Genomic DNA, 20,890 nt, shown 5'->3' with positions numbered 1-20,890 from the left:
ATAAAGTGAACGGAATGACCACCAGAGCCGTATGTTCCCCCTCACCCCAGCCCTCTCCCTCAAGGGAGAGGGGGTCGTCCGTGCTGGTATTATTTTGTGGGGATCCCTCAGCCCTGTGGGAGAGGGTTAGGGTGAGGGCATCAGACCGCGCTCACCCCCATCATGAACTCCCTTCATTTTCCCTGAGCAAACCTCACCGTTATTGTGATTATTTCTGTTGACGTCACGCCGCTTTTCCGTCATTTTTACATCTGGACGTCTAAACGTATAGAAGTTCACAACACAACAGACAATGACACGCGAAAGATAGAGGTAAGGTATGAGCTTTTTTCACGCCAACCAGCGGGAAGCACTGAATCAGAGCCTGGCCGAAGTAAATGGCCAGATTAACGTCTCTTTTGAATTTTTCCCGCCGCGCACCAGTGAAATGGAGCAAACCCTGTGGAGCTCTATCGATCGCCTGAGCAGCCTTAAGCCGAAGTTTGTCTCCGTGACCTACGGCGCCAACTCCGGCGAGCGCGACCGCACGCACAGCATTATTAAAGGCATCAAAGATCGTACCGGTCTGGAAGCAGCGCCGCATCTGACCTGTATTGACGCCACCCGCGATGAGCTGCGCGCCATTGCCCAGGACTACTGGAACAACGGGATTCGCCATATCGTTGCCCTGCGTGGCGATCTGCCGCCGGGAAGCGGCAAGCCGGACATGTACGCTACCGATCTGGTCGCGCTGCTGAAAGACGTTGCTGATTTTGATATCTCCGTGGCCGCCTACCCTGAAGTCCACCCGGAAGCGAAAAGCGCCCAGGCGGATTTGCTTAACCTGAAGCGTAAGGTGGAGGCCGGTGCCAACCGCGCCATCACCCAGTTCTTCTTTGACGTGGAAAGCTATCTGCGCTTCCGCGACCGCTGCGTCTCGGCAGGTATCGACGTCGAAATTATCCCGGGCATTCTGCCAGTCTCTAACTTCAAACAGGCGAAGAAGTTCGCCGATATGACCAACGTTCGCATTCCGCTGTGGATGTCCAAAATGTACGAAGGGCTGGACGATGACGCGGAAACCCGCAAGCTGGTGGGGGCCAATATCGCGATGGACATGGTGAAGATCTTAAGCCGCGAAGGGGTGAAGGACTTCCACTTCTACACGCTTAACCGCGCGGAGATGAGCTACGCCATTTGTCATACGCTGGGCGTTCGTCCGGCGTAATCAGCAAAAAGCCCTCATAAAGTGAGGGCTTTTTAATCATATAAAAAGTTAAAAGGTATTAACTATCGAATCTGTGGATTAATTCAACTATATCTTATTGCTAGTGGTGTATATCGTAACGGTATCACTGTAAAGGGAGCATAGCGATGAGCACGTCAGACGAGACCAATAACGCGGCATCCGCCGGCAAATGTCCGTTCCATCAGGGCGGCGTCGATCACAGCGCGGGCGCAGGTACCGGCAGCAAAGAGTGGTGGCCTAAACAACTCCGCATCGATCTTCTAAACCAACATTCCAACCGTTCGAACCCTCTGGGTGAAGACTTCGACTACCGCAAAGAATTCAGCAAGCTCGACTATTCCGCCCTCAAGGGCGATCTCAAAGCCCTGTTAACCGATTCTCAACCGTGGTGGCCTGCCGACTGGGGCAGCTACGCGGGTCTGTTTATTCGCATGGCCTGGCACGGTGCCGGTACTTACCGCTCCGTTGACGGACGCGGCGGCGCCGGACGCGGCCAACAGCGCTTTGCGCCGCTGAACTCCTGGCCTGATAACGTCAGCCTGGATAAAGCGCGCCGCCTGCTGTGGCCAATCAAGCAAAAATACGGACAAAAAATCTCCTGGGCCGACCTGTTTATTCTCGCGGGTAACGTGGCGCTGGAGAACTCCGGCTTCCGCACCTTTGGTTTTGGCGCCGGTCGTGAAGACGTCTGGGAACCGGATCTGGACGTGAACTGGGGTGATGAAAAAGCCTGGCTGACCCACCGTGACCCGGAAGCACTGGCGAAGCGCCCGCTGGCGGCCACCGAAATGGGGCTGATTTACGTGAACCCGGAAGGGCCAAACGCCAGCGGTGAACCGCTGTCTGCGGCTGCGGCAATCCGCGCCACCTTTGGCAACATGGGTATGAACGACGAAGAGACCGTCGCGCTGATTGCTGGCGGCCATACGCTCGGTAAAACCCACGGCGCGGGTGAAGCTACGCATGTAGGCACCGATCCGGAAGCCTCGCCGATTGAAGCGCAGGGCTTAGGCTGGGCCAGCACGCACGGCACCGGTATTGGCGCTGACGCCATCACCTCCGGGCTGGAAGTCATCTGGTCGCAAACTCCGACCCAGTGGAGCAACTACTTCTTCGAGAACCTGTTCAAATACGAATGGGTGCAGACCCGCAGCCCGGCAGGCGCGATTCAGTTTGAAGCCGTGGATGCGCCGGAAATCATGCCTGACCCGTTCGACCCGTCGAAAAAACGTAAGCCTACCATGCTGGTCACCGACCTGACGCTGCGTTTCGACCCTGAATTCGAGAAAATTTCCCGTCGCTTCCTGAACGATCCGCAGGCCTTTAACGAAGCCTTCGCGCGCGCGTGGTTCAAGCTGACCCACCGTGATATGGGGCCAAAAGCGCGGTACATCGGCCCGGAAGTGCCGAAAGAAGATCTGATTTGGCAGGATCCGCTGCCTCAGCCGGTGTTCCATCCGACGCAGGAAGACATTGAAAGCCTGAAAGCGGAAATCGCGGCCTCTGGCCTCTCCGTGAGCGAGCTGGTTTCCGTGGCATGGGCGTCTGCATCGACCTTCCGCGGTGGCGACAAGCGCGGCGGCGCCAACGGCGCGCGTCTGGCGCTGGCGCCTCAGCGCGACTGGGATGTGAACGCCGCGGCGGTACGTGCGTTACCGGCTCTGGAAGCTATTCAGCGCACCACCAATAAAGCCTCACTGGCGGATATCATCGTGCTGGCGGGCGTTGTGGGCGTTGAGCAGGCGGCGAAAGCCGCGGGCGTTTACGTCAACGTGCCGTTCACGCCGGGCCGTGTGGATGCTCGTCAGGATCAGACGGATATCGAGATGTTTAACCTGCTCGAACCGATTGCCGATGGCTTCCGCAATTATCGTGCGCAGGTGGATGTGTCCACGACGGAATCATTGCTGATTGATAAGGCCCAGCAGCTGACCCTGACCGCACCTGAGCTGACGGTGCTGATCGGTGGCCTGCGCGTACTGGGCACGAACTTTGAGGGCAGCAAGAATGGCGTATTCACCAGCCGCGAGGGCGTGCTGAGCAACGACTTCTTCGTGAACCTGCTGGATATGAATACCCAGTGGAAAGCGACCGACGATTCAAACGAGCTGTTTACCGGTAGCGATCGCGCCAGCGGTGAAGTGAAATACACCGCGACCCGCGCCGACCTGGTCTTCGGTTCGAACGCCGTCCTGCGCGCGCTGGCCGAGGTTTACGCCAGCAGCGATGCGCACGAGAAGTTTGTCCGTGACTTCGTTGCCGCATGGGCGAAGGTGATGGATTTGGATCGGTTTGACGTGAAGTAAAAGCAATCCCCGCCACGGCGGGGATTTTTTTGCCAGTCATCCAGGCGGGGTAAGGCGTAGCTGTCACCCGCTTTTCAGGCGATCGAGTTCTTTTTGCGAACCTGTTCTTTCTTAGAGATTGAGGTTACCAAACGCGTTTTTCCAGTCCTGCTCGAACTTTTCTATGGCCGACTCTACCGCTGGGGTACCGAGCATTTGTTGCGCTACGTCTAAGGGGATCGTGATTGCCTCGCATCCGGCCAGCAGGCAGTCCAGCGCCTGACGCGGTGTTTTGAAGCTGGCAGCCAGCACCATGCTTTCCGGCGCATGCAGTTCCAGCAGGGACTGCAGCTCCTGTACCATGCGAATACCGTCACCGCCCTGTGCGTCGACGCGGTTGACGTACGGCGCAACGTATTTCGCGCCTGCCAGCGCGGCCAGTAAACCCTGAGCGGCGCTGTAAACGGCGGTACCCAACGTGGTAATACCCTCTCTTTTCAGCTGTTTAATGGCGATAAGCCCCTGCGCGGTGACCGGAATTTTCACCACAATACCCGGGATGGCATTACTCAGGCGTTTGGCCTCCGCCACCATGCCTTCGGCATCGCGGCTCATGGTTTGAGCAAACAGCGTGCCTTCCGGCCCGATGGCTTGTTGCAGGCGCGGCAGCACGTCCCAGATGGATTCACGGCTGGCGGCAATGATGCTTGGGTTGGTGGTGACGCCCGCGATGGGGAAGATGCGTGCAAGGCGTTCCACTTCCGCCACGTTCGCGGTATCCAGATACAGTTCCATTATTTTTCCTTAAGTCAGAAAGGTTGAATAAAGGATAAGGCCCGGCTGAGTGCGGCGGATACAGGTCAATTTTGCCAAATACTGGACAAATGTAATGTCCTTAGCGAAGTGCGATAGCGATCACAATGCTATTTTTTGGCGATAAGCTGGCTGTGATACTGGCGACGATATTCGGAAGGGGAACGCTCGGTGTGCTTGCGAAAGAGGCGACAAAAGTAGTTGCTGTCAGGAAATCCGCAGCGTGCGGCAATATCTTTAATTTTGAGATCGTAGCCTTTCAGCAGCTGGCGTGCATGTTCCAGCCGCGTTTGTGTCAGATACTCGTTGAACCCCACGTGGCCGATCTTCTGAAAGAGATGGGAAAGGTAATTCGGCGAGATGTAGAACGCCTGTGCCACGGATTCGCGCGTTAACGAAGAGGCATAATTTTCTTCGATATAGCTACGAACGGCTTCGAATAGCGCCCGGCTGCGGTTAGCGGTGTGGATGTCACTGCCAAGCAGATCCCGGCAGTGGCTGAGCAAGCTTAATACCACCAGCATGGCTGTGTCTTGCTCGTCTGGCTGCATCTGTAATTCGGTGAGCGCTTGCAGAAGAAAAGCACCCGTTCGCGGGCCACGCCGGGGAACCTGCAGCTGCTGCCAAAGCGCGTTGTCACGCTGTAAATCCAGAGTCAGCTGCTGCTTACCGAAATGTATGCTCATGGCGTTAGACGGTGGAAGCGTGATGTGTCCAAAGGATGAAAATATCGCCTCACAGGGCGGAGCAAGGGTAATGACGAGGCAGGGAGATGTTCGGGGATGCTGTTCAGCCAGCGCTGAGAAATGAATCTGGCCCAGCGGTAACGTACGGTTCACCAGGTCAGCCAAAATTCGGGTGATATCGGAATACATGAGAAGACTACCGAAACGTGCCGGGCGGCGCTAAAAACGCCTGCCCGGCATAAAGCATTACCCAGTGTTACGCATACCCGCCGCAACGCCCGCAATCGTCACCATCAGCGCCTGTTCAACGCGCGGATCCGGCTCTTTACCTTCCTCTTCCGCCAGGCGGGAACGGTGCAGCAGTTCAGCCTGTAAAACGTTCAGCGGGTCGGTGTAGATGTTACGCAGCTGGATTGACTCGGCGATCCACGGCAGGTCCGCCATCAGGTGCGAGTCGTTGGCGATGTCCAGCACCACTTTGATGTCGCCTTCCAGCAGTTCGCGCAGTTCTTTACCCAACGCCCACAGCTCTGGTTTCACCAGCCGCTGGTCGTAGTATTCCGCCAGCCACAGGTCGGCCTTCGAGAAGACCATCTCCAGCATGCCCAGACGGGTAGAGAAGAAGGGCCAGTCGCGGCACATGGTTTCCAGTTCGTTCTGTTTGCCGTCTTCCACCACTTTTTGCAGCGCGGCACCGGCACCCAACCAGGCGGGCAGCATCAGGCGGTTCTGCGTCCAGGCGAAGATCCATGGAATGGCGCGCAGGGATTCAACGCCACCGGTCGGGCGACGCTTGGCAGGACGCGAGCCCAGCGGCAGTTTACCCAGCTCCTGCTCAGGCGTGGCCGAGCGGAAGTAAGGGACAAAATCTTTGTTTTCACGCACGTAGCCGCGGTACAGATCGCAGGAGATGTCTGACAGCTCGTCCATGATGCGGCACCAGGATTCTTTTGGCTCCGGCGGCGGCAGCAGGTTCGCTTCCAGGATCGCGCTGGTATAGAGCGACAGGCTGCTGATAGTCACTTCCGGCAGGCCATACTTGAAGCGGATCATCTCGCCCTGCTCGGTCACGCGCAGGCCGCCTTTCAGGCTTCCCGGCGGTTGAGAGAGCAGCGCCGCGTGAGCAGGCGCGCCACCGCGGCCAATGGAGCCGCCGCGACCGTGGAACAGGGTCAGCTCAATACCGGCTTTCTCGCAGGTTTTGATCAGCGCATCCTGAGCCTGATACTGCGCCCAGGACGCCGCCATCACGCCCGCATCTTTCGCGGAGTCGGAATAGCCAATCATTACCATCTGCTTGCCCTGAATAAAGCCGCGATACCAGTCGATGTTAAGCAGCTGGGTCATGACGTCGTTGGCGTTGTTCAGGTCGTCGAGGGTCTCAAACAGCGGGGCGACTGGCAGGGCGTAGTCGATGCCCGCTTCTTTCAGCAGGAGGTGAACGCCCAGCACGTCGGACGGGGTTTTCGCCATGGAGATCACATAGGCGGCGACCGATCCTTTTGGTGCGTCCACGATCGCTTTACAGGTATTGAGCACTTCACGGGTGTCGTTGCTTGGCTCCCAGTTGCGCGGTAGCAGAGGGCGCTTGGAGTTCAGCTCGCGGATCAGGAACGCCTGCTTGTCGGCTTCTGACCAGCTTTCATAGTCGCCAATACCGAGATAGCGGGTCAGCTCGCCCAGGGCTTCAGTATGGCGGGTACTTTCCTGACGGACGTCGATACGCACCAGCGGTACGCCGAAACACTTCACGCGGCGCAGGGTATCAAGCAGTTCGCCGTTGGCGATGATGCCCATGCCACAGGCCTGGAGTGATTTATAGCAGGCGTACAGCGGCTCCCAGAGCTGTTCGTTCTGGCTCAGCAGACCTTCCGGCTTCGGCAGGCGCTGGCCTTTAAGGCGCGCTTCCAGCCATGCCTGGGTGGCCATCAGCTGACCGCGCAGCTTTTTCATCAGGAAGCGGTACGGCTCGCTGGCACCTTCTTCACCGGCCAGCGCGCGCAGTTCCGGCGTCGCTTCAACCATCGACAGCTCGGAGATCAGCACCTGAATATCCTTCAGGAACAGGTCGGTCGCTTTCCAGCGGCTCAGCAGCAGGACGTGACGGGTGATTTCCGCGGTCACGTTCGGGTTGCCGTCGCGGTCACCGCCCATCCAGGAGGTGAAGCGCACCGGCACAAAGTCTACCGGCAGACGATAGCCCAGGTTTTCTTCCAGCTGTTCGTTCAGCTCGCGCAGGTAGTTTGGTACCCCTTCCCACAGGCTGTTTTCCACCACCGCAAAGCCCCATTTGGCTTCGTCTACCGGACTTGGGCGATGCTTACGAATTTCATCGGTGTGCCAGGACTGGGCAATCAGCTGGCGCAGACGGCGCATCAGCTGGTTGCGCTCGTAGTCGGCAATGTCTTTGTTATCCAGCTGCTTCAGGCAGCTGTTTACTTCCACCATCTTGTGGATCAGCGTACGACGGGTGATTTCGGTTGGGTGTGCGGTCAGCACCAGCTCCAGCGAAAGGGACTCCACCGCTTTTTTGATGGTGGCTTCGTTGAGGTCTGGCTGGTCTTTCAGTTTACGAAGGGTGCGGGCAATGACTTCCGGGTTGCTGGCCGCTTCGCCGTTTGGCGAAATGCTGTGGTATTGCTCAGCGGTGTTTGCCAGGTTCAGGAACTGGCTGAAGGCGCGGGCAACGGGCAGCAGCTCATCGTTAGAGAGGTTCTGCAAGGTGGTGAGCAGCTCCTGACGACTGGCCTCGTTACCGGCACGGGAAGATTTGGACAGCTTGCGGATGGTTTCAACGCGGTCGAGGATGTTCTCCCCTAATGCGTCTTTGATGGTATCTCCAAGCACTTTGCCGAGCATGCTGACATTACTACGCAACGCGGAATATTGTTCGTTCATAAAAACCCAGTCACCCCATCATTTTTGTTTATGCCCAGGCGAAAATCTTCTGGACATTATTTTGTCATCTCCCTTTATAAAGCCACGTAAAACCCCCGTCGTCAATTGCTGCGAAAACGGTTCAGCAAACGAATAAATGCGGGCAATTTACGAAATTTAATTCGCATTGCGTCAGATAAGAGATGCTTATGGAAATGTGACGGTGATCATGCGATTTGTTTCCCTCACCCTAACCCTCTCCCGGTGGGAGAGGGGACTTTTCGGTGCGGTTTTAATGCCAGCAGAAGTGATGCACAACCTGGGTAATCAGCTCGCGGGTGGGCTTGATGAAGCGGGTTTCCAGATATTCATCCGGCTGGTGGGCCTGATTAATGGAGCCAGGGCCGAGGACCAGCGTCGGGCAAAGCGTTTGAATAAAAGGCGCTTCGGTGCAGTAGTTCACCACGTCGGTTTTCTCGCCGAGCAGTTTTTCCACCACCTGAACCAGCTGGTGGTCTGGCGGGCATTCGTAGCCCGGGATTGGCGGATGCAGTTCGGAGACTGTCAGGCGTCCCGGCCAGCGTTCGCTCACCGGGGCCAGCGCTTCATTCAGCAGACCGTCAAGATCGCTCAGGGTCATGCCCGGAAGTGGGCGGATGTCCATATGCAGTTCGCAGCAGGCACAGATACGGTTGGACGCATCACCGCCGTGTAGGCTGCCGAGGTTCAGCGTTGGGTAAGGCACGGTGAACGCCTCGTAGTGATACCGCTCTTTCAGATCGTCGCGCAGGGTCATAATGCGGCCGATGGCGTCATGCATCAGCTCGATGGCGTTCACGCCGCGCGCCGGATCGCTGGAGTGGCCGGACTGGCCGAGCACGCGCACAGCGGTAGAGATATGGCCTTTATGCGCGCGAATCGGTTGCAGAGACGTCGGCTCGCCGATGATCGCGCAATCCGGACGAATCGACGTGTTTTCTGAGAAGTAGCGCGCGCCCGCCATACTGGTCTCTTCATCAGCGGTCGCCAGAATGTAGAGCGGTTTTTTCAGCTTCGTCACGTCCACGTCACGCAACGCGTCGAGGATAAAGGCGAAGAAGCCTTTCATGTCTGCGGTGCCCAGACCGTAGAGCTTGTTGTCATGCTCGGTCAGGGTGAACGGATCGCGCGTCCAGCGGCCGTCGTCAAACGGTACGGTGTCGGTATGGCCGGCCAGCAGCAGGCCGCCCGCGCCGGTTCCGGTGCTGGCGAGCAGGTTAAATTTGTGGCGTGTTCCGGGGACGGGCTGAACCTCAACGTTAAACCCAAGATCGCTAAACCAACCCGCCAGCAGATTGATTAAAGACTCATTGCTCTGATCCAGCGCTTCTTCGGTCGCACTGATGGACGGCGTGGCAATCAGGGCGCGGTAGATCTCGATAAATGGCGGTAAGTTCATTTTCATTGTTGACACACCTTAGGTCGTGATAGTATCAATATTCATGCAATAAATGTGAATAAAAATACATTAACGTTGAGCATAAAGGAACCCGATGTTGAATACGCTGATTGTAGGCGCTAGCGGTTATGCGGGCGCAGAGCTTGTAAGCTACGTAAATCGCCACCCTCATATGACCATAACCGCTTTGACCGTGTCAGCGCAAAGCAATGATGCAGGAAAGTTAATTTCCGATTTGCATCCGCAGCTTAAGGGCATGGTCGATCTGCCGCTGCAGCCGATGTCTGACATCAGCGAGTTTACCGACGGCGTCGACGTGGTGTTTTTAGCCACCGCGCACGAGGTCAGCCACGACCTTGCGCCGCAGTTCCTGGCGGCCGGCTGCGTGGTGTTTGACCTCTCTGGCGCGTTCCGCGTTAACGACGGCGCGTTCTACGAAAAATATTACGGCTTCACTCATCAGCATCCGGATCTGCTTGAAAAAGCGGTGTACGGCCTGGCGGAGTGGAGTGCGGATAAACTGAAAGAAGCGAACCTGATTGCCGTTCCGGGCTGCTACCCGACGGCGGCACAGCTCTCCCTGAAGCCGCTGATCGACGCCGGTCTGCTGGATCTGAGCCAGTGGCCGGTGATCAACGCCACCAGCGGCGTGAGCGGTGCGGGGCGCAAGGCCGCTATCTCCAACAGCTTCTGCGAAGTGAGCCTTCAGCCGTATGGCGTGTTTAATCACCGCCATCATCCTGAAATCACCACCCATCTGGGCGCGGAGGTGATTTTTACCCCGCACCTGGGCAGCTTCCCGCGCGGGATCCTCGAAACCATCACCTGTCGCCTGAAGTCGGGCGTGACGAAAGAGCAGGTGAGCGAGGCCTTCACGCAGGCGTATGCGGATAAGCCGCTGGTGCGTCTGTACGACAAAGGCGTGCCGGCGCTCAAAAATGTGGTTGGCCTGCCGTTCTGCGATATCGGCTTTGCCGTACAGGGCGAGCATCTGATTGTGGTCGCCGCAGAAGATAACTTACTCAAAGGCGCTGCCGCACAGGCAATGCAGTGTGCAAATATTCGTTTCGGCTTCCCTGAAACGCAGGCTCTTATTTAAGGTGTGATGATGAACCCATTAATTATCAAACTCGGTGGTGTACTGCTGGACAGCGAAGAAGCGCTGGAGCGCCTGTTTACCGCGCTGGTGAACTATCGCGAATCGCACCAGCGTCCGCTGGTGATTGTGCACGGCGGCGGCTGCGTGGTGGATGAGCTGATGAAAGGGCTGAATCTGCCGGTGAAAAAGAAAAATGGCCTGCGCGTCACGCCTGCTGACCAGATTGACATCATTACCGGCGCGCTGGCGGGCACGGCGAACAAAACGCTGCTGGCATGGGCGAAGAAACACCATATTGCGTCCGTTGGCCTCTACCTGGGCGACGGTGACAGCGTAAAAGTGACCCAGCTCGACGAAGCGCTCGGCCATGTTGGACTGGCGCAGCCGGGTTCGCCTAAGCTGATTAACACCCTGCTGGAAAGCGGTTTCCTGCCGGTGGTGAGCTCTATCGGCGTGACCGAAGAGGGTGAGCTGATGAACGTTAACGCAGACCAGGCGGCAACCGCGCTGGCGGCCACGCTGGGCGCGGACCTGATCCTGCTCTCCGACGTGAGCGGCATTCTCGACGGTAAAGGCCAGCGCATAGCGGAAATGACCGCCGCCAAAGCCGAGCAGCTGATTGCTCAGGGCATTATTACCGACGGCATGATCGTCAAAGTGAACGCCGCGCTGGATGCGGCGCGCACGCTGGGCCGCCCGGTGGATATCGCCTCCTGGCGTCACGCGGAGCAGCTCCCGGCGCTGTTTAACGGCACGCCGATTGGCACGCGTATTCTGGCGTAAGTTTTTTATTGAATGACCGTAGGCCGGGGTAAGCGAAGCGCACCCGGCGGAACTAACGAATAAAGGAACGATGTTATGGCACTTTGGGGTGGGCGTTTTACACAGGCAGCGGATCAACGGTTCAAACAGTTCAACGACTCTTTGCGCTTCGACTACCGCCTGGCCGAACAGGATATTGTCGGCTCTGTGGCCTGGTCCAAAGCGCTGGTGACCGTTGGCGTACTGACCGCAGACGAACAGCAGCAGCTGGAAGAGGCGCTGAACAACCTGCTGGAAGAGGTGCGTCTGGATCCGCAGCAAATCCTGCAGAGCGATGCCGAAGATATTCACAGCTGGGTGGAAGGCAAGCTGATCGACAAAGTCGGTCAGCTGGGTAAAAAGCTGCACACCGGCCGTAGCCGTAACGACCAGGTCGCCACCGACCTGAAGCTGTGGTGTAAAGAGACCGTTGGCGAACTGCTGGCGGCCAACCGTCAGCTTCAAAGTGCGCTGGTAGAGACCGCGCAGAACAATCAGGACGCGGTGATGCCGGGTTATACCCACCTGCAGCGCGCGCAGCCGGTGACCTTTGCGCACTGGTGTCTGGCCTACGTTGAGATGCTGGCGCGTGACGAAAGCCGTCTGCAGGATACTCTGAAGCGTCTGGACGTCAGCCCGCTGGGCAGCGGCGCGCTGGCCGGTACGGCGTATGAAATCGACCGCGAGCAGCTGGCAGGATGGCTGGGCTTTGCTTCCGCCACCCGCAACAGCCTGGACAGCGTATCTGACCGTGACCACGTGCTGGAGCTGCTCTCCAATGCCTCTATCGGGATGGTGCATCTTTCGCGCTTTGCCGAAGACCTGATCTTCTTTAACTCCGGTGAAGCGGGCTTCGTTGAGCTGTCCGACCGCGTGACCTCAGGCTCATCGCTGATGCCGCAGAAGAAAAACCCGGACGCGCTGGAGCTGATCCGCGGCAAGTGCGGTCGCGTGCAGGGCGCGCTGACCGGCATGATGATGACCCTGAAAGGGCTGCCGCTGGCGTATAACAAAGATATGCAGGAAGACAAGGAAGGGCTGTTCGACGCGCTCGACACCTGGCTGGACTGTCTGCACATGGGCGCGCTGGTGCTGGACGGCATTCAGGTGAAACGTCCGCGCTGCCAGGAAGCGGCGCAGCAGGGCTATGCCAACTCTACCGAACTGGCGGACTACCTTGTCGCGAAGGGCGTACCGTTCCGCGAGGCGCACCATATTGTTGGCGAAGCGGTGGTGGAAGCGATTCGTCAGGGTAAAGCCCTTGAAGAGCTGGCGCTTGCCGACCTGCAAAAATTCAGCGCGGCGATCGGGGAGGATGTGTACCCGATTCTGGCGCTGCAGTCCTGCCTGGATAAGCGTGCGGCGAAAGGCGGCGTGTCGCCGAAGCAGGTGGCGCAGGCGATTGCGGATGCGAAAAACCGGCTGGTTTGAACCGTGCGGGCTGGTGCCCTCACCCCGGCCCTCTCCCACTGGGAGAGGGAGTAAAACGGAGCCTGGCTTAGCGCCAGGCTTTTTTATGCAAAAAAAAGCGGACCACGGGGTCCGCAAAAGTTCACGTTGGCTTTAGTTGTTCGAGTTTTGAGAGAAACTCGCTGACGGTGCGGGGACGTCAAGGGTCAAACACGGCCGCCTCGTCTATGTGGCGTATTATTCAACAGAATGCTTGATAGGGATAATCGTTCATTGCTATGCTATCTATCGCCATGAACTATCGTGGCGACGGAGGATGAATAATGAATATTCGTGATCTTGAATACCTGGTAGCGTTAGCCGAGCATCGTCACTTTCGCCGCGCGGCAGATTCCTGCCACGTCAGCCAGCCGACGCTGAGCGGGCAGATCCGCAAGCTGGAAGACGAGCTGGGCGTGATGCTGCTGGAGCGCACCAGCCGTAAGGTGCTGTTCACCCAGGCCGGTCTTCTGCTGGTGGATCAGGCGCGCACCGTGCTGCGCGAGGTCAAAGTGCTCAAGGAAATGGCAAGCCAGCAGGGAGAGGCCATGTCCGGCCCGCTGCATATTGGCCTGATCCCAACCGTTGGCCCGTACCTGTTACCGCACATCATTCCGATGCTGCACCAGACGTTCCCGAAACTCGAAATGTACCTGCATGAAGCGCAAACCCATCAGCTGCTGGCGCAGCTGGACAGCGGCAAGCTCGACTGCGCCATTCTGGCGCTGGTGAAAGAGAGCGAAGCGTTTATTGAAGTACCGCTGTTCGATGAGCCGATGATGCTGGCGATCTATGAAGATCACCCGTGGGCGAACCGCGATCGCGTGCCGATGGCCGATCTGGCCGGGGAAAAGCTGCTGATGCTGGAAGACGGTCACTGCCTGCGCGATCAGGCGATGGGCTTCTGCTTCGAAGCGGGCGCTGACGAAGATACCCACTTCCGCGCAACCAGTCTGGAAACGCTGCGTAATATGGTGGCGGCGGGAAGCGGTATTACGTTGCTGCCTGCGCTGGCCGTGCCGCGCGAGCGTAAGCGTGATGGCGTGGTGTACCTGCCGTGCATTAAGCCGGAGCCGCGTCGCACCATTGGCCTGGTGTATCGCCCAGGGTCACCGCTGCGCAGCCGCTATGAGCAGCTGGCAGAGGCCATCCGCGGTGCGATGGATGGCCATTTCGACAGCGCGTTAAAACAGGCGGTTTAAGCCGTTCAGCGCGGCTACCCGATAGGCTTCTGCCATGGTCGGGTAGTTAAAGGTGGTGTTAACGAAGTACTCAATGGTGTTACCACCACCTTTCTGCTCCATGATTGCCTGACCGATATGAATGATTTCCGCCGCGCGTTCACCAAAGCAGTGAATCCCGAGGATCTCTTTCGTCTCGCGATGGAACAGAATTTTTAGCGTACCTACGCTCATCCCCACGATCTGCGCCCGCGCCAGATGTTTAAACTGGGCACGACCTACCTCGTAAGGCACCTTCATTGACGTCAGCTGCTGCTCGGTTTTCCCGACAGAACTGATTTCCGGAATGGTGTAGATCCCCGTCGGGATATCTTCGATCAGATGCGCCGTCGCTTCGCCTTTTACCAGCGCCTGAGCGGCAATGCGGCCCTGATCGTAAGCGGCGGAGGCCAGGCTCGGGTAGCCAATTACGTCGCCCACCGCGTATACGTGCGGTAGCGCGGTCTGATACATGCTGTTGACCTTCAGCTGACCGCGGCTGTCTGTTTCAAGCCCGATATTTTCCAGCCGCAGTGAATCGGTATTGCCGGTACGGCCGTTGGCGTACAGCAGGCAGTCGGCTTTCAGCTTCTTACCGGACTTCAGGTGCATGATCACACCGTCATCGCAGCCTTCTATTTTCTCGTACTCTTCGTTGTGGCGAATCACTACGCCGCTGTTCCAGAAGTGATAGGAGAGGGAGTCTGACATCTCCTGATCGAGGAACGCCAGCAGGCGGTCGCGGGTGTTAATCAGGTCAACTTTGACATCCATTCCGCGGAAGATCGACGCGTATTCGCAGCCGATGACCCCTGCGCCATAGATAATGACGTGGCGGGGTTCATGGTGCAGGCTCAGAATGGAGTCGCTGTCGTAGACGCGTGGGTGTGAGAAGTCGACGTCGGCCGGATGGTAAGGGCGTGAACCGCAGGCAATCACAAATTTTTCAGCGGTGATTGTCTCAATCGAACCGTCGTGGCATTCGAGTGCCAGGGTGTGTTCATCCACAAAATGCGCGTTGCCCTGCAGGATTTCACAATGGTTACGCTCATAAAAGCCCTGACGCATGCGCGTCTGCTGGTTAATGACGGTATCCGCGTGATTCAGGATGTCGGCAAAGGAGGAACGAAGAAGTCGGGAGTGGTCGCTGTAAAGAGGGTTCTGGTTAAATTCGATAATGCGGCTAACGGCGTGGCGGAGGGCTTTCGATGGGATGGTGCCCCAGTGGGTGCAACCGCCGCCGACATTATGGTAGCGCTCGATGACCGCTACTCTGGCTCCCTGTTTCACCAGACCCATAGCTGCACCTTCGCCGCCGGGGCCGGAACCAATAACTATTGCGTCGTAATCGTAGGAATGTGGCATGGCAAGGCTTACCTGTTCTTATACATAAAAGCAACAGAATCATAACATCATTGCCAGGGTAACCCAATTATCGTTGTGCTTTTTTCCGGCAGTGGAGCACAAACCGCACGTAAACAATCATTCACAAAGCTGAGCAAACAGATTAATTTTATTCTCTGGTATAGTGCCATCAGGCCTTTGGAAGGATTCAACTATCGTGATGGGCGTAAGAGCACAACAAAAAGAGAAAACCCGGCGTTCGCTGGTGGAAGCCGCATTCAGTCAACTGAGTGCTGAGCGGAGTTTTGCCAGTTTGAGCCTGCGCGAAGTCGCACGCGAGGCCGGGATTGCGCCAACGTCCTTCTATCGTCACTTCCGTGATGTGGATGAACTGGGCCTGACCATGGTCGACGAAAGTGGTTTGATGCTGCGCCAGCTGATGCGCCAGGCGCGTCAGCGTATCGCCAAAGGCGGCAGCGTGATCCGCACCTCCGTGTCGACGTTTATGGAATTTATCGGCAATAACCCCAACGCGTTTCGTCTGCTTCTGCGCGAACGTTCGGGCACATCGGCAGCGTTTCGTGCCGCCGTCGCGCGGGAAATTCAGCACTTCATCGCGGAACTTGCCGACTATCTTGAACTCGAAAACCATATGCCGCGTGCCTTTACTGAAGCACAGGCCGAGGCGATGGTGACGATTGTGTTCAGCGCGGGTGCCGAAGCGCTGGACGTCAGCATTGAACAACGCAAGCAGCTTGAAGAGCGACTGGTATTGCAGCTCAGGATGATCTCCAAAGGCGCGTACTACTGGTATCGCCGTGAACAAGAGAAACTGGCACATCAAACCGAAGAGTGAAGGTGAGTAATGAAACAGTCAGGTCAGGATAAAGGGACGCTGTTGCTGGCATTGATCGCTGGCTTATCCATTAATGGCACGTTTGCCGCTATTTTTAGCTCCATCGTGCCATTTTCGATTTTCCCGCTTATTGCGCTGGTGCTGACGGTCTACTGCCTGCATCAGCGTTACCTGAACCGTACGATGCCGGTTGGGTTACCGGGGCTGGCCGCTGCCTGTTTTATTCTGGGCGTATTGCTGTATAGCACCGTGGTGCGCGCGGAGTATCCGGATATCGGCTCTAACTTCTTCCCTGCGGTACTGTCCGTGGCGCTGGTGTTCTGGATTGGCTCGCGCATGCGTAGCCGCAAGAGCCAACTGCCAGAGTAATGGGGTCTGAGTAGGGCAGGTAAGCGAAGCGCCACCTGCCAAAAACGCCGGCTAGTTACTTCGCCGTGAGCAGTACACCGCACTCCATATGGTGTGTATACGGGAACTGATCGAACAGCGCCAGACGTTCAACCTTGTGCGTCTGGCTTAATGTTTCCAGATTCTTGCACAGCGTCTCCGGGTTACAGGAGATGTACAAAATACGCGGGTACGCCTGCACCATCTTCTCTGTTTCGCTGTCCAGGCCGCTGCGCGGCGGGTCGACAAAAATCGTCTCACACTGATAGCTCTTCAAATCGATCCCTTCCAGGCGGTTAAACTGGCGTACACCGTTCATGGCCTGGGTGAACTCTTCTGCCGCCATTCGAATGATCTGCACGTTATCGATATGGTTAGCTGCGATGTTGTACTGCGCGGCCGCTACCGACGGCTTGGCGATTTCCGTTGCCAGCACGCGTTCGAAGTTACGCGCCAGCGCCAGCGAGAAGTTGCCGTTACCGCAGTACAGCTCAAGCAGATCGCCCTTAGACCCTTCCGTCGCCTTCAGCGCCCACTCCAGCATCTGCACGTTCATCGCGGCATTCGGCTGGGTGAAGCTGTTTTCCACCTGACGGTAAACCATCTCTTTACCCGCCACCGGCAGACGCTCGTCGACGTAATCCTGATCCAGCATGATTTTGGTTTTTGTCGCGCGGCCAATCAGGTGCACGTTGATGTTCTGCGCACGCAGCGTATCGCGCAGGGCTTCGGCCTGCTCGCGCCATTCGTCGGTCAGCGCTTTGTGGTACAGCAGAGAGACAATCGCCTGATTGCTTTGCGTGGTCAGATAGTCAATCTGGAACAGCTTGTGGCGCAGCACCGGATTGTTGCGCACGCCTTCAACGATCAGCGTCATCAGCTGGTTGATAAGCTCGCTCGCTGCCGGGAAGCTGTCCACGCGAATGCGTGATTTGGTCTGCTGATCGAAAATGATGTGGTACAGGTCGTCGCCGTCATGCCAGATGCGGAACTCGGCGCGCATGCGGTAGTGGCTGACAGGGGAGCGGAACACCTCGGGAACGGGCGCGTTGAAAGGCGTCATCATACTTTGCAGGCGGACAACTTTCTCGGCCAGCTGCGCGTCGTACTGTTCTGTCGGGAGGTGTTCTGGGGTCATGATGCGTCCTGAGTGATAAAGAATTACGCGGGGATTGTAGGGATTGTTCAGGGGATGTCCAGATTTAATGGCCAATAGCTGTCTGGACATCTATACGTGTCTAATTGTAGCATTCTGTTTCCGGTCTCCTGAGAGTGAAAAGGGAATCCAGTGAAAATCTGGAGCTGACGCGCAGCGGTAAAGACTGGCGGGATGAGAGCTGTAGACACTGTGAAAATGGGAAGTCTTCATCCGTATAACGCCACCTAGCCCGAAGACCTGCCGGGATCACGTCGCATTTGGTTTCATCATCGCGTGCTATAGATGAGGCCTGCGGCATCCTTCTTATATTGTGGATGCTTTAACAATGATTAAAAAAGTATCGCTGTTGACGGCGCTGTCCGTCACGGCATTTTCGGGCTGGGCGCAGGATAGCGCTGACTCGTTGGTGGTGACGGCAAATCGTTTTGAACAACCTGAAAAAACTATTCTGGCAGCAACGTCGGTGGTTACGCGTGCCGATATTGACCGCTGGCAATCAACCTCGGTGCTGGATGTTATGCGTCGCCTGCCCGGCGTGGACACGGCGCAAAGTGGCGGGATGGGGCAACTCTCTTCTCTCTTTATCCGTGGCACCAACTCCAGCCACGTCCTGATTCTCGTTGACGGCATCCGCCTTAACCAGGCGGGCGTCACGGGGTCGTCCGATCTCAGCCAGTTCCCGATCTCCCTGGTGCAGCGTATCGAATATGTGCGTGGACCGCGTTCGGCGGTATACGGCTCGGATGCGATTGGCGGTGTAGTCAACATTATTACCGCCCGCACGAAGGACGGTACGACGCTGAATGCCGGCGTAGGGTCGCACGGTTACCAGAATTATGGCGGCAGTACCCAGCAAACGCTGGGCGACAGCACGCGCGTCACGCTGGCGGGGGATTACACCTATACCAAAGGTTTCGATGTGGTTGCGGACGGCAACAATGGTGGCCTTGCCCAGACCGATCGCGACGGCTTTATGAATAAAACGCTCTACGGTGCGGTGGATCACGCATTCTCAGACCAGTGGAGCGGATTTGTTCGCGGCTTTGGCTACAGCAACCGTACGGCCTATGACGGTTACTACAGCTCATTTACCCCTGACGTACTGGTCGATACCCGCCAGCTCTATAGCCAGACCTGGGACGCAGGATTACGCTTCAACGAGGACATCTTCCATTCACAGCTCCTCACCAGCTATAGCCACAGCAAAGACTATAACTACGACCCTAATTTGGGCCGTTACGATTCGACTGCCACGCTGGATGAAATCAAACAATACAACGTTCAGTGGCTCAACTCCGTTGATGTGGGGCACGGGAACATTGGTGCGGGCGTTGACTGGCAGAAGCAGAGCACCGAGCCGGGTACAAACTACGTGACCAACGGCTACGACCTGCGTAACACCGGCGTCTACCTGACCGGGCTGCAGCAGCTGGGCGATTTCACTCTGGAAGGGGCGGTTCGCAGCGATGACAACTCTCAGTTTGGTCGCCATGGCACCTGGCAAAGCAGTGCAGCGTGGGAGTTCGTGGACGGTTACCGCTTCATTGCTTCTTATGGTACGGCCTATAAGGCCCCGAATCTGGGTCAACTCTATGGCTTCTATGGCAATGACCATCTTGATCCAGAAGAGAGCAAGCAGTGGGAAGGAGCGTTTGAAGGCCTGACGGCAGGCGTGAGCTGGCGCGTGTCTGGCTATCGTAATGACGTTGATAATCTCATCGACTTTAATAATAACCTTCAGGAATATTACAACGTCGGTAAAGCACGCATTAAGGGTGTGGAAGCGACGGCGTCGTTTGATACAGGTCCGTTGACGCATACCGTTGGCTACGACTATGTGGATGCCCGCAATGCGGCGACCAACGAACTTCTGGACCGTCGTGCTAAGCAGCAGGTGAAATATCAGCTCGATACGCAGATCTATGATTTCGACTGGAGCCTGACGTATCACTATCTCGGCACGCGTTACGACACTGATTTTGGTTCTTATCCGTCAGAAAAAGTGAAAATGGGCGGTGTGAGCCTGTGGGATGTCGCAGTTTCATATCCGGTCACCTCACACCTCACAGTTCGTGGTAAAATAGCCAACCTGTTCGATAAAGATTACGAGACAGTTTATGGCTACCAAACTGCAGGACGGGAATACACCTTGTCTGGCAGCTACACCTTCTAATCCGCGCCCTACCGTGCTGGTGTTTGATTCCGGCGTCGGTGGGCTTTCGGTCTACGATGAGATTCGGCATCTCCTGCCGGATCTCCATTACATCTACGCCTTCGATAATGTCGCTTTTCCGTATGGGGAGAAGAGTGAGGACTTTATCGTTGAGCGCGTGGTGGAAATCGTCACTGCGGTACAAAAGCGCTATCCCCTTGCGCTGGCGGTCATTGCCTGTAATACGGCGAGCACCGTTTCTCTTCCCGCCCTGCGTGAGAAATTCCAGTTCCCGGTTGTGGGCGTTGTTCCTGCCATAAAGCCTGCCGCGCGTCTGACGGCGAACGGTATCGTGGGCTTGCTGGCCACGCGTGGCACGGTGAAGCGTCCTTATACCCGCGAGCTCATCGACCGTTTTGCTAACGAATGCCAGATTGCAATGCTTGGCTCCGCAGAGCTGGTGGAGATGGCGGAAGCGAAACTGCACGGCGAGACGGTATCGCTCGAAGAGCTGCGTCGTATTCTTCGTCCGTGGCTGCGGATGCCCGAACCACCGGATACGGTTGTGCTGGGCTGCACCCACTTTCCTCTCTTGCAGGAAGAGCTATTAGAAGTGCTTCCGGAGGGGACGCGGCTGGTGGATTCTGGTGCGGCGATCGCCCGTCGTACGGCCTGGCTGCTGGAGCATGAAGCGCCGGATGCGAAATCTACCGATGCAAATATCGCATTTTGCATGGCTATCACGAAAGAGACTGAGCAACTTTTACCCGTTTTACGCCGTTATGGCTTTGAAACGCTCGAAAAACTGGCGCTGTAGCACGGTTTTGAGCAAAAAAGAGACGGTTGAAAGTTTTTTTTAAAAGAGGGGTTGTCAACGTCTGAGAACTCCCTATAATGCGCCTCCACTGACACGGAACAACGGCTTACAGGCCGCCGGGTTAGCGGGGTTCAGAGATGAACGCCAACAGAAAAAAGTGAAAATAATCGCTTGACTCTGAATGAGGAAAACGTAATATACGGGACCTCGCAACGGTGAGCTGAAAGCCGCGTTGCAACTGCTCTTTAACAATTTATCAGACAATCTGTGTGGGCACTC

Annotated in this window: 16 protein-coding genes and 1 riboswitch; of the genes, 10 read left to right on the top strand and 6 right to left on the bottom strand. The window is 56.8% G+C overall.

Annotated elements, in window-relative coordinates; genetic code table 11:
* The first annotated feature begins 319 nt into the window (after positions 1-319).
* Positions 320-1,207, top strand: a complete 888-nt coding sequence (metF, locus tag IM299_RS22620) for a methylenetetrahydrofolate reductase (protein WP_041911801.1) — start codon at positions 320-322, stop codon at positions 1,205-1,207.
* 146 nt (positions 1,208-1,353) lie between these two features.
* On the top strand, positions 1,354-3,534 hold the full coding sequence (gene katG, locus IM299_RS22615) for a catalase/peroxidase HPI (protein WP_193358122.1): 2,181 nt from the start codon (positions 1,354-1,356) through the stop codon (positions 3,532-3,534).
* 111 nt (positions 3,535-3,645) lie between these two features.
* On the opposite strand, the gene fsa is transcribed toward katG, so the two are convergent.
* The 4 genes from fsa to argE all read right to left on the bottom strand — a co-directional run bounded on the left by fsa (position 3,646) and on the right by argE (position 9,333).
* Entirely contained in the window at positions 3,646-4,308 is a 663-nt protein-coding gene (gene fsa, locus IM299_RS22610; RefSeq protein ID WP_048958129.1) for a fructose-6-phosphate aldolase, read from the bottom strand.
* A gap of 128 nt (positions 4,309-4,436) precedes the next feature.
* A complete protein-coding gene (locus IM299_RS22605) occupies positions 4,437-5,201 on the bottom strand; it encodes an AraC family transcriptional regulator (protein ID WP_048958130.1) in 765 nt (254 codons plus the stop codon).
* 57 nt (positions 5,202-5,258) lie between these two features.
* Complete coding sequence (ppc, locus tag IM299_RS22600) at positions 5,259-7,910, bottom strand: phosphoenolpyruvate carboxylase (RefSeq protein WP_041911805.1); 2,652 nt, start codon at positions 7,908-7,910, stop codon at positions 5,259-5,261.
* A 271-nt stretch (positions 7,911-8,181) separates the two neighbouring features.
* Complete coding sequence (gene argE, locus IM299_RS22595) at positions 8,182-9,333, bottom strand: acetylornithine deacetylase (protein ID WP_028014830.1); 1,152 nt, start codon at positions 9,331-9,333, stop codon at positions 8,182-8,184.
* An 88-nt stretch (positions 9,334-9,421) separates the two neighbouring features.
* On the opposite strand from argE, the gene argC reads away from it, so the two are divergent.
* From argC to oxyR, 4 genes are all read left to right on the top strand, one after another.
* Positions 9,422-10,426: an N-acetyl-gamma-glutamyl-phosphate reductase gene (gene argC / locus IM299_RS22590; protein ID WP_049138075.1), complete on the top strand. Its 1,005-nt coding sequence runs from the start codon at positions 9,422-9,424 to the stop codon at positions 10,424-10,426.
* A 6-nt stretch (positions 10,427-10,432) separates the two neighbouring features.
* The gene (argB, locus tag IM299_RS22585) at positions 10,433-11,209 is read left to right on the top strand and encodes an acetylglutamate kinase (protein ID WP_163333605.1); all 777 of its coding nucleotides are present in this window, start codon (positions 10,433-10,435) and stop codon (positions 11,207-11,209) included.
* A gap of 75 nt (positions 11,210-11,284) precedes the next feature.
* A complete protein-coding gene (argH, locus tag IM299_RS22580) occupies positions 11,285-12,658 on the top strand; it encodes an argininosuccinate lyase (RefSeq protein ID WP_059357417.1) in 1,374 nt (457 codons plus the stop codon).
* Positions 12,659-12,960: 302 nt separating this feature from the next.
* On the top strand, positions 12,961-13,878 hold the full coding sequence (gene oxyR / locus IM299_RS22575) for a DNA-binding transcriptional regulator OxyR (RefSeq protein ID WP_025758848.1): 918 nt from the start codon (positions 12,961-12,963) through the stop codon (positions 13,876-13,878).
* On the opposite strand, the gene sthA is transcribed toward oxyR, so the two are convergent.
* Entirely contained in the window at positions 13,861-15,261 is a 1,401-nt protein-coding gene (gene sthA, locus IM299_RS22570; protein ID WP_045260262.1) for a Si-specific NAD(P)(+) transhydrogenase, read from the bottom strand. The two genes, oxyR and sthA, sit on opposite strands and share 18 nt — an antisense overlap.
* Before the next feature lie 196 nt (positions 15,262-15,457).
* On the opposite strand from sthA, the gene fabR reads away from it, so the two are divergent.
* Positions 15,458-16,096: an HTH-type transcriptional repressor FabR gene (gene fabR / locus IM299_RS22565; RefSeq protein WP_008501784.1), complete on the top strand. Its 639-nt coding sequence runs from the start codon at positions 15,458-15,460 to the stop codon at positions 16,094-16,096.
* 9 nt (positions 16,097-16,105) lie between these two features.
* A complete protein-coding gene (locus IM299_RS22560) occupies positions 16,106-16,465 on the top strand; it encodes a YijD family membrane protein (protein WP_008501783.1) in 360 nt (119 codons plus the stop codon).
* 55 nt (positions 16,466-16,520) lie between these two features.
* On the opposite strand, the gene trmA is transcribed toward IM299_RS22560, so the two are convergent.
* Complete coding sequence (gene trmA / locus IM299_RS22555) at positions 16,521-17,621, bottom strand: tRNA (uridine(54)-C5)-methyltransferase TrmA (RefSeq protein ID WP_060571882.1); 1,101 nt, start codon at positions 17,619-17,621, stop codon at positions 16,521-16,523.
* Between the two features lie 104 nt (positions 17,622-17,725).
* Positions 17,726-17,902: riboswitch (cobalamin riboswitch) on the top strand.
* Between the two features lie 65 nt (positions 17,903-17,967).
* Here trmA and btuB point away from each other — a divergent pair.
* Entirely contained in the window at positions 17,968-19,815 is a 1,848-nt protein-coding gene (btuB, locus tag IM299_RS22550; RefSeq protein WP_193358121.1) for a TonB-dependent vitamin B12 receptor BtuB, read from the top strand.
* On the top strand, positions 19,760-20,611 hold the full coding sequence (gene murI, locus IM299_RS22545; protein WP_028014824.1) for a glutamate racemase: 852 nt from the start codon (positions 19,760-19,762) through the stop codon (positions 20,609-20,611). Before btuB ends, murI begins: the two co-directional genes overlap by 56 nt.
* The last annotated feature ends 279 nt before the right edge of the window (positions 20,612-20,890 follow it).

The organism is Enterobacter cloacae complex sp. P47BA (genome assembly GCF_014930485.1).
Taxonomy (GTDB): domain Bacteria; phylum Pseudomonadota; class Gammaproteobacteria; order Enterobacterales; family Enterobacteriaceae; genus Enterobacter; species Enterobacter bugandensis.
The sequence above is the reverse complement of the archived record's forward strand: the minus strand, read 5'-3'. Positions and strand labels throughout refer to the sequence as shown.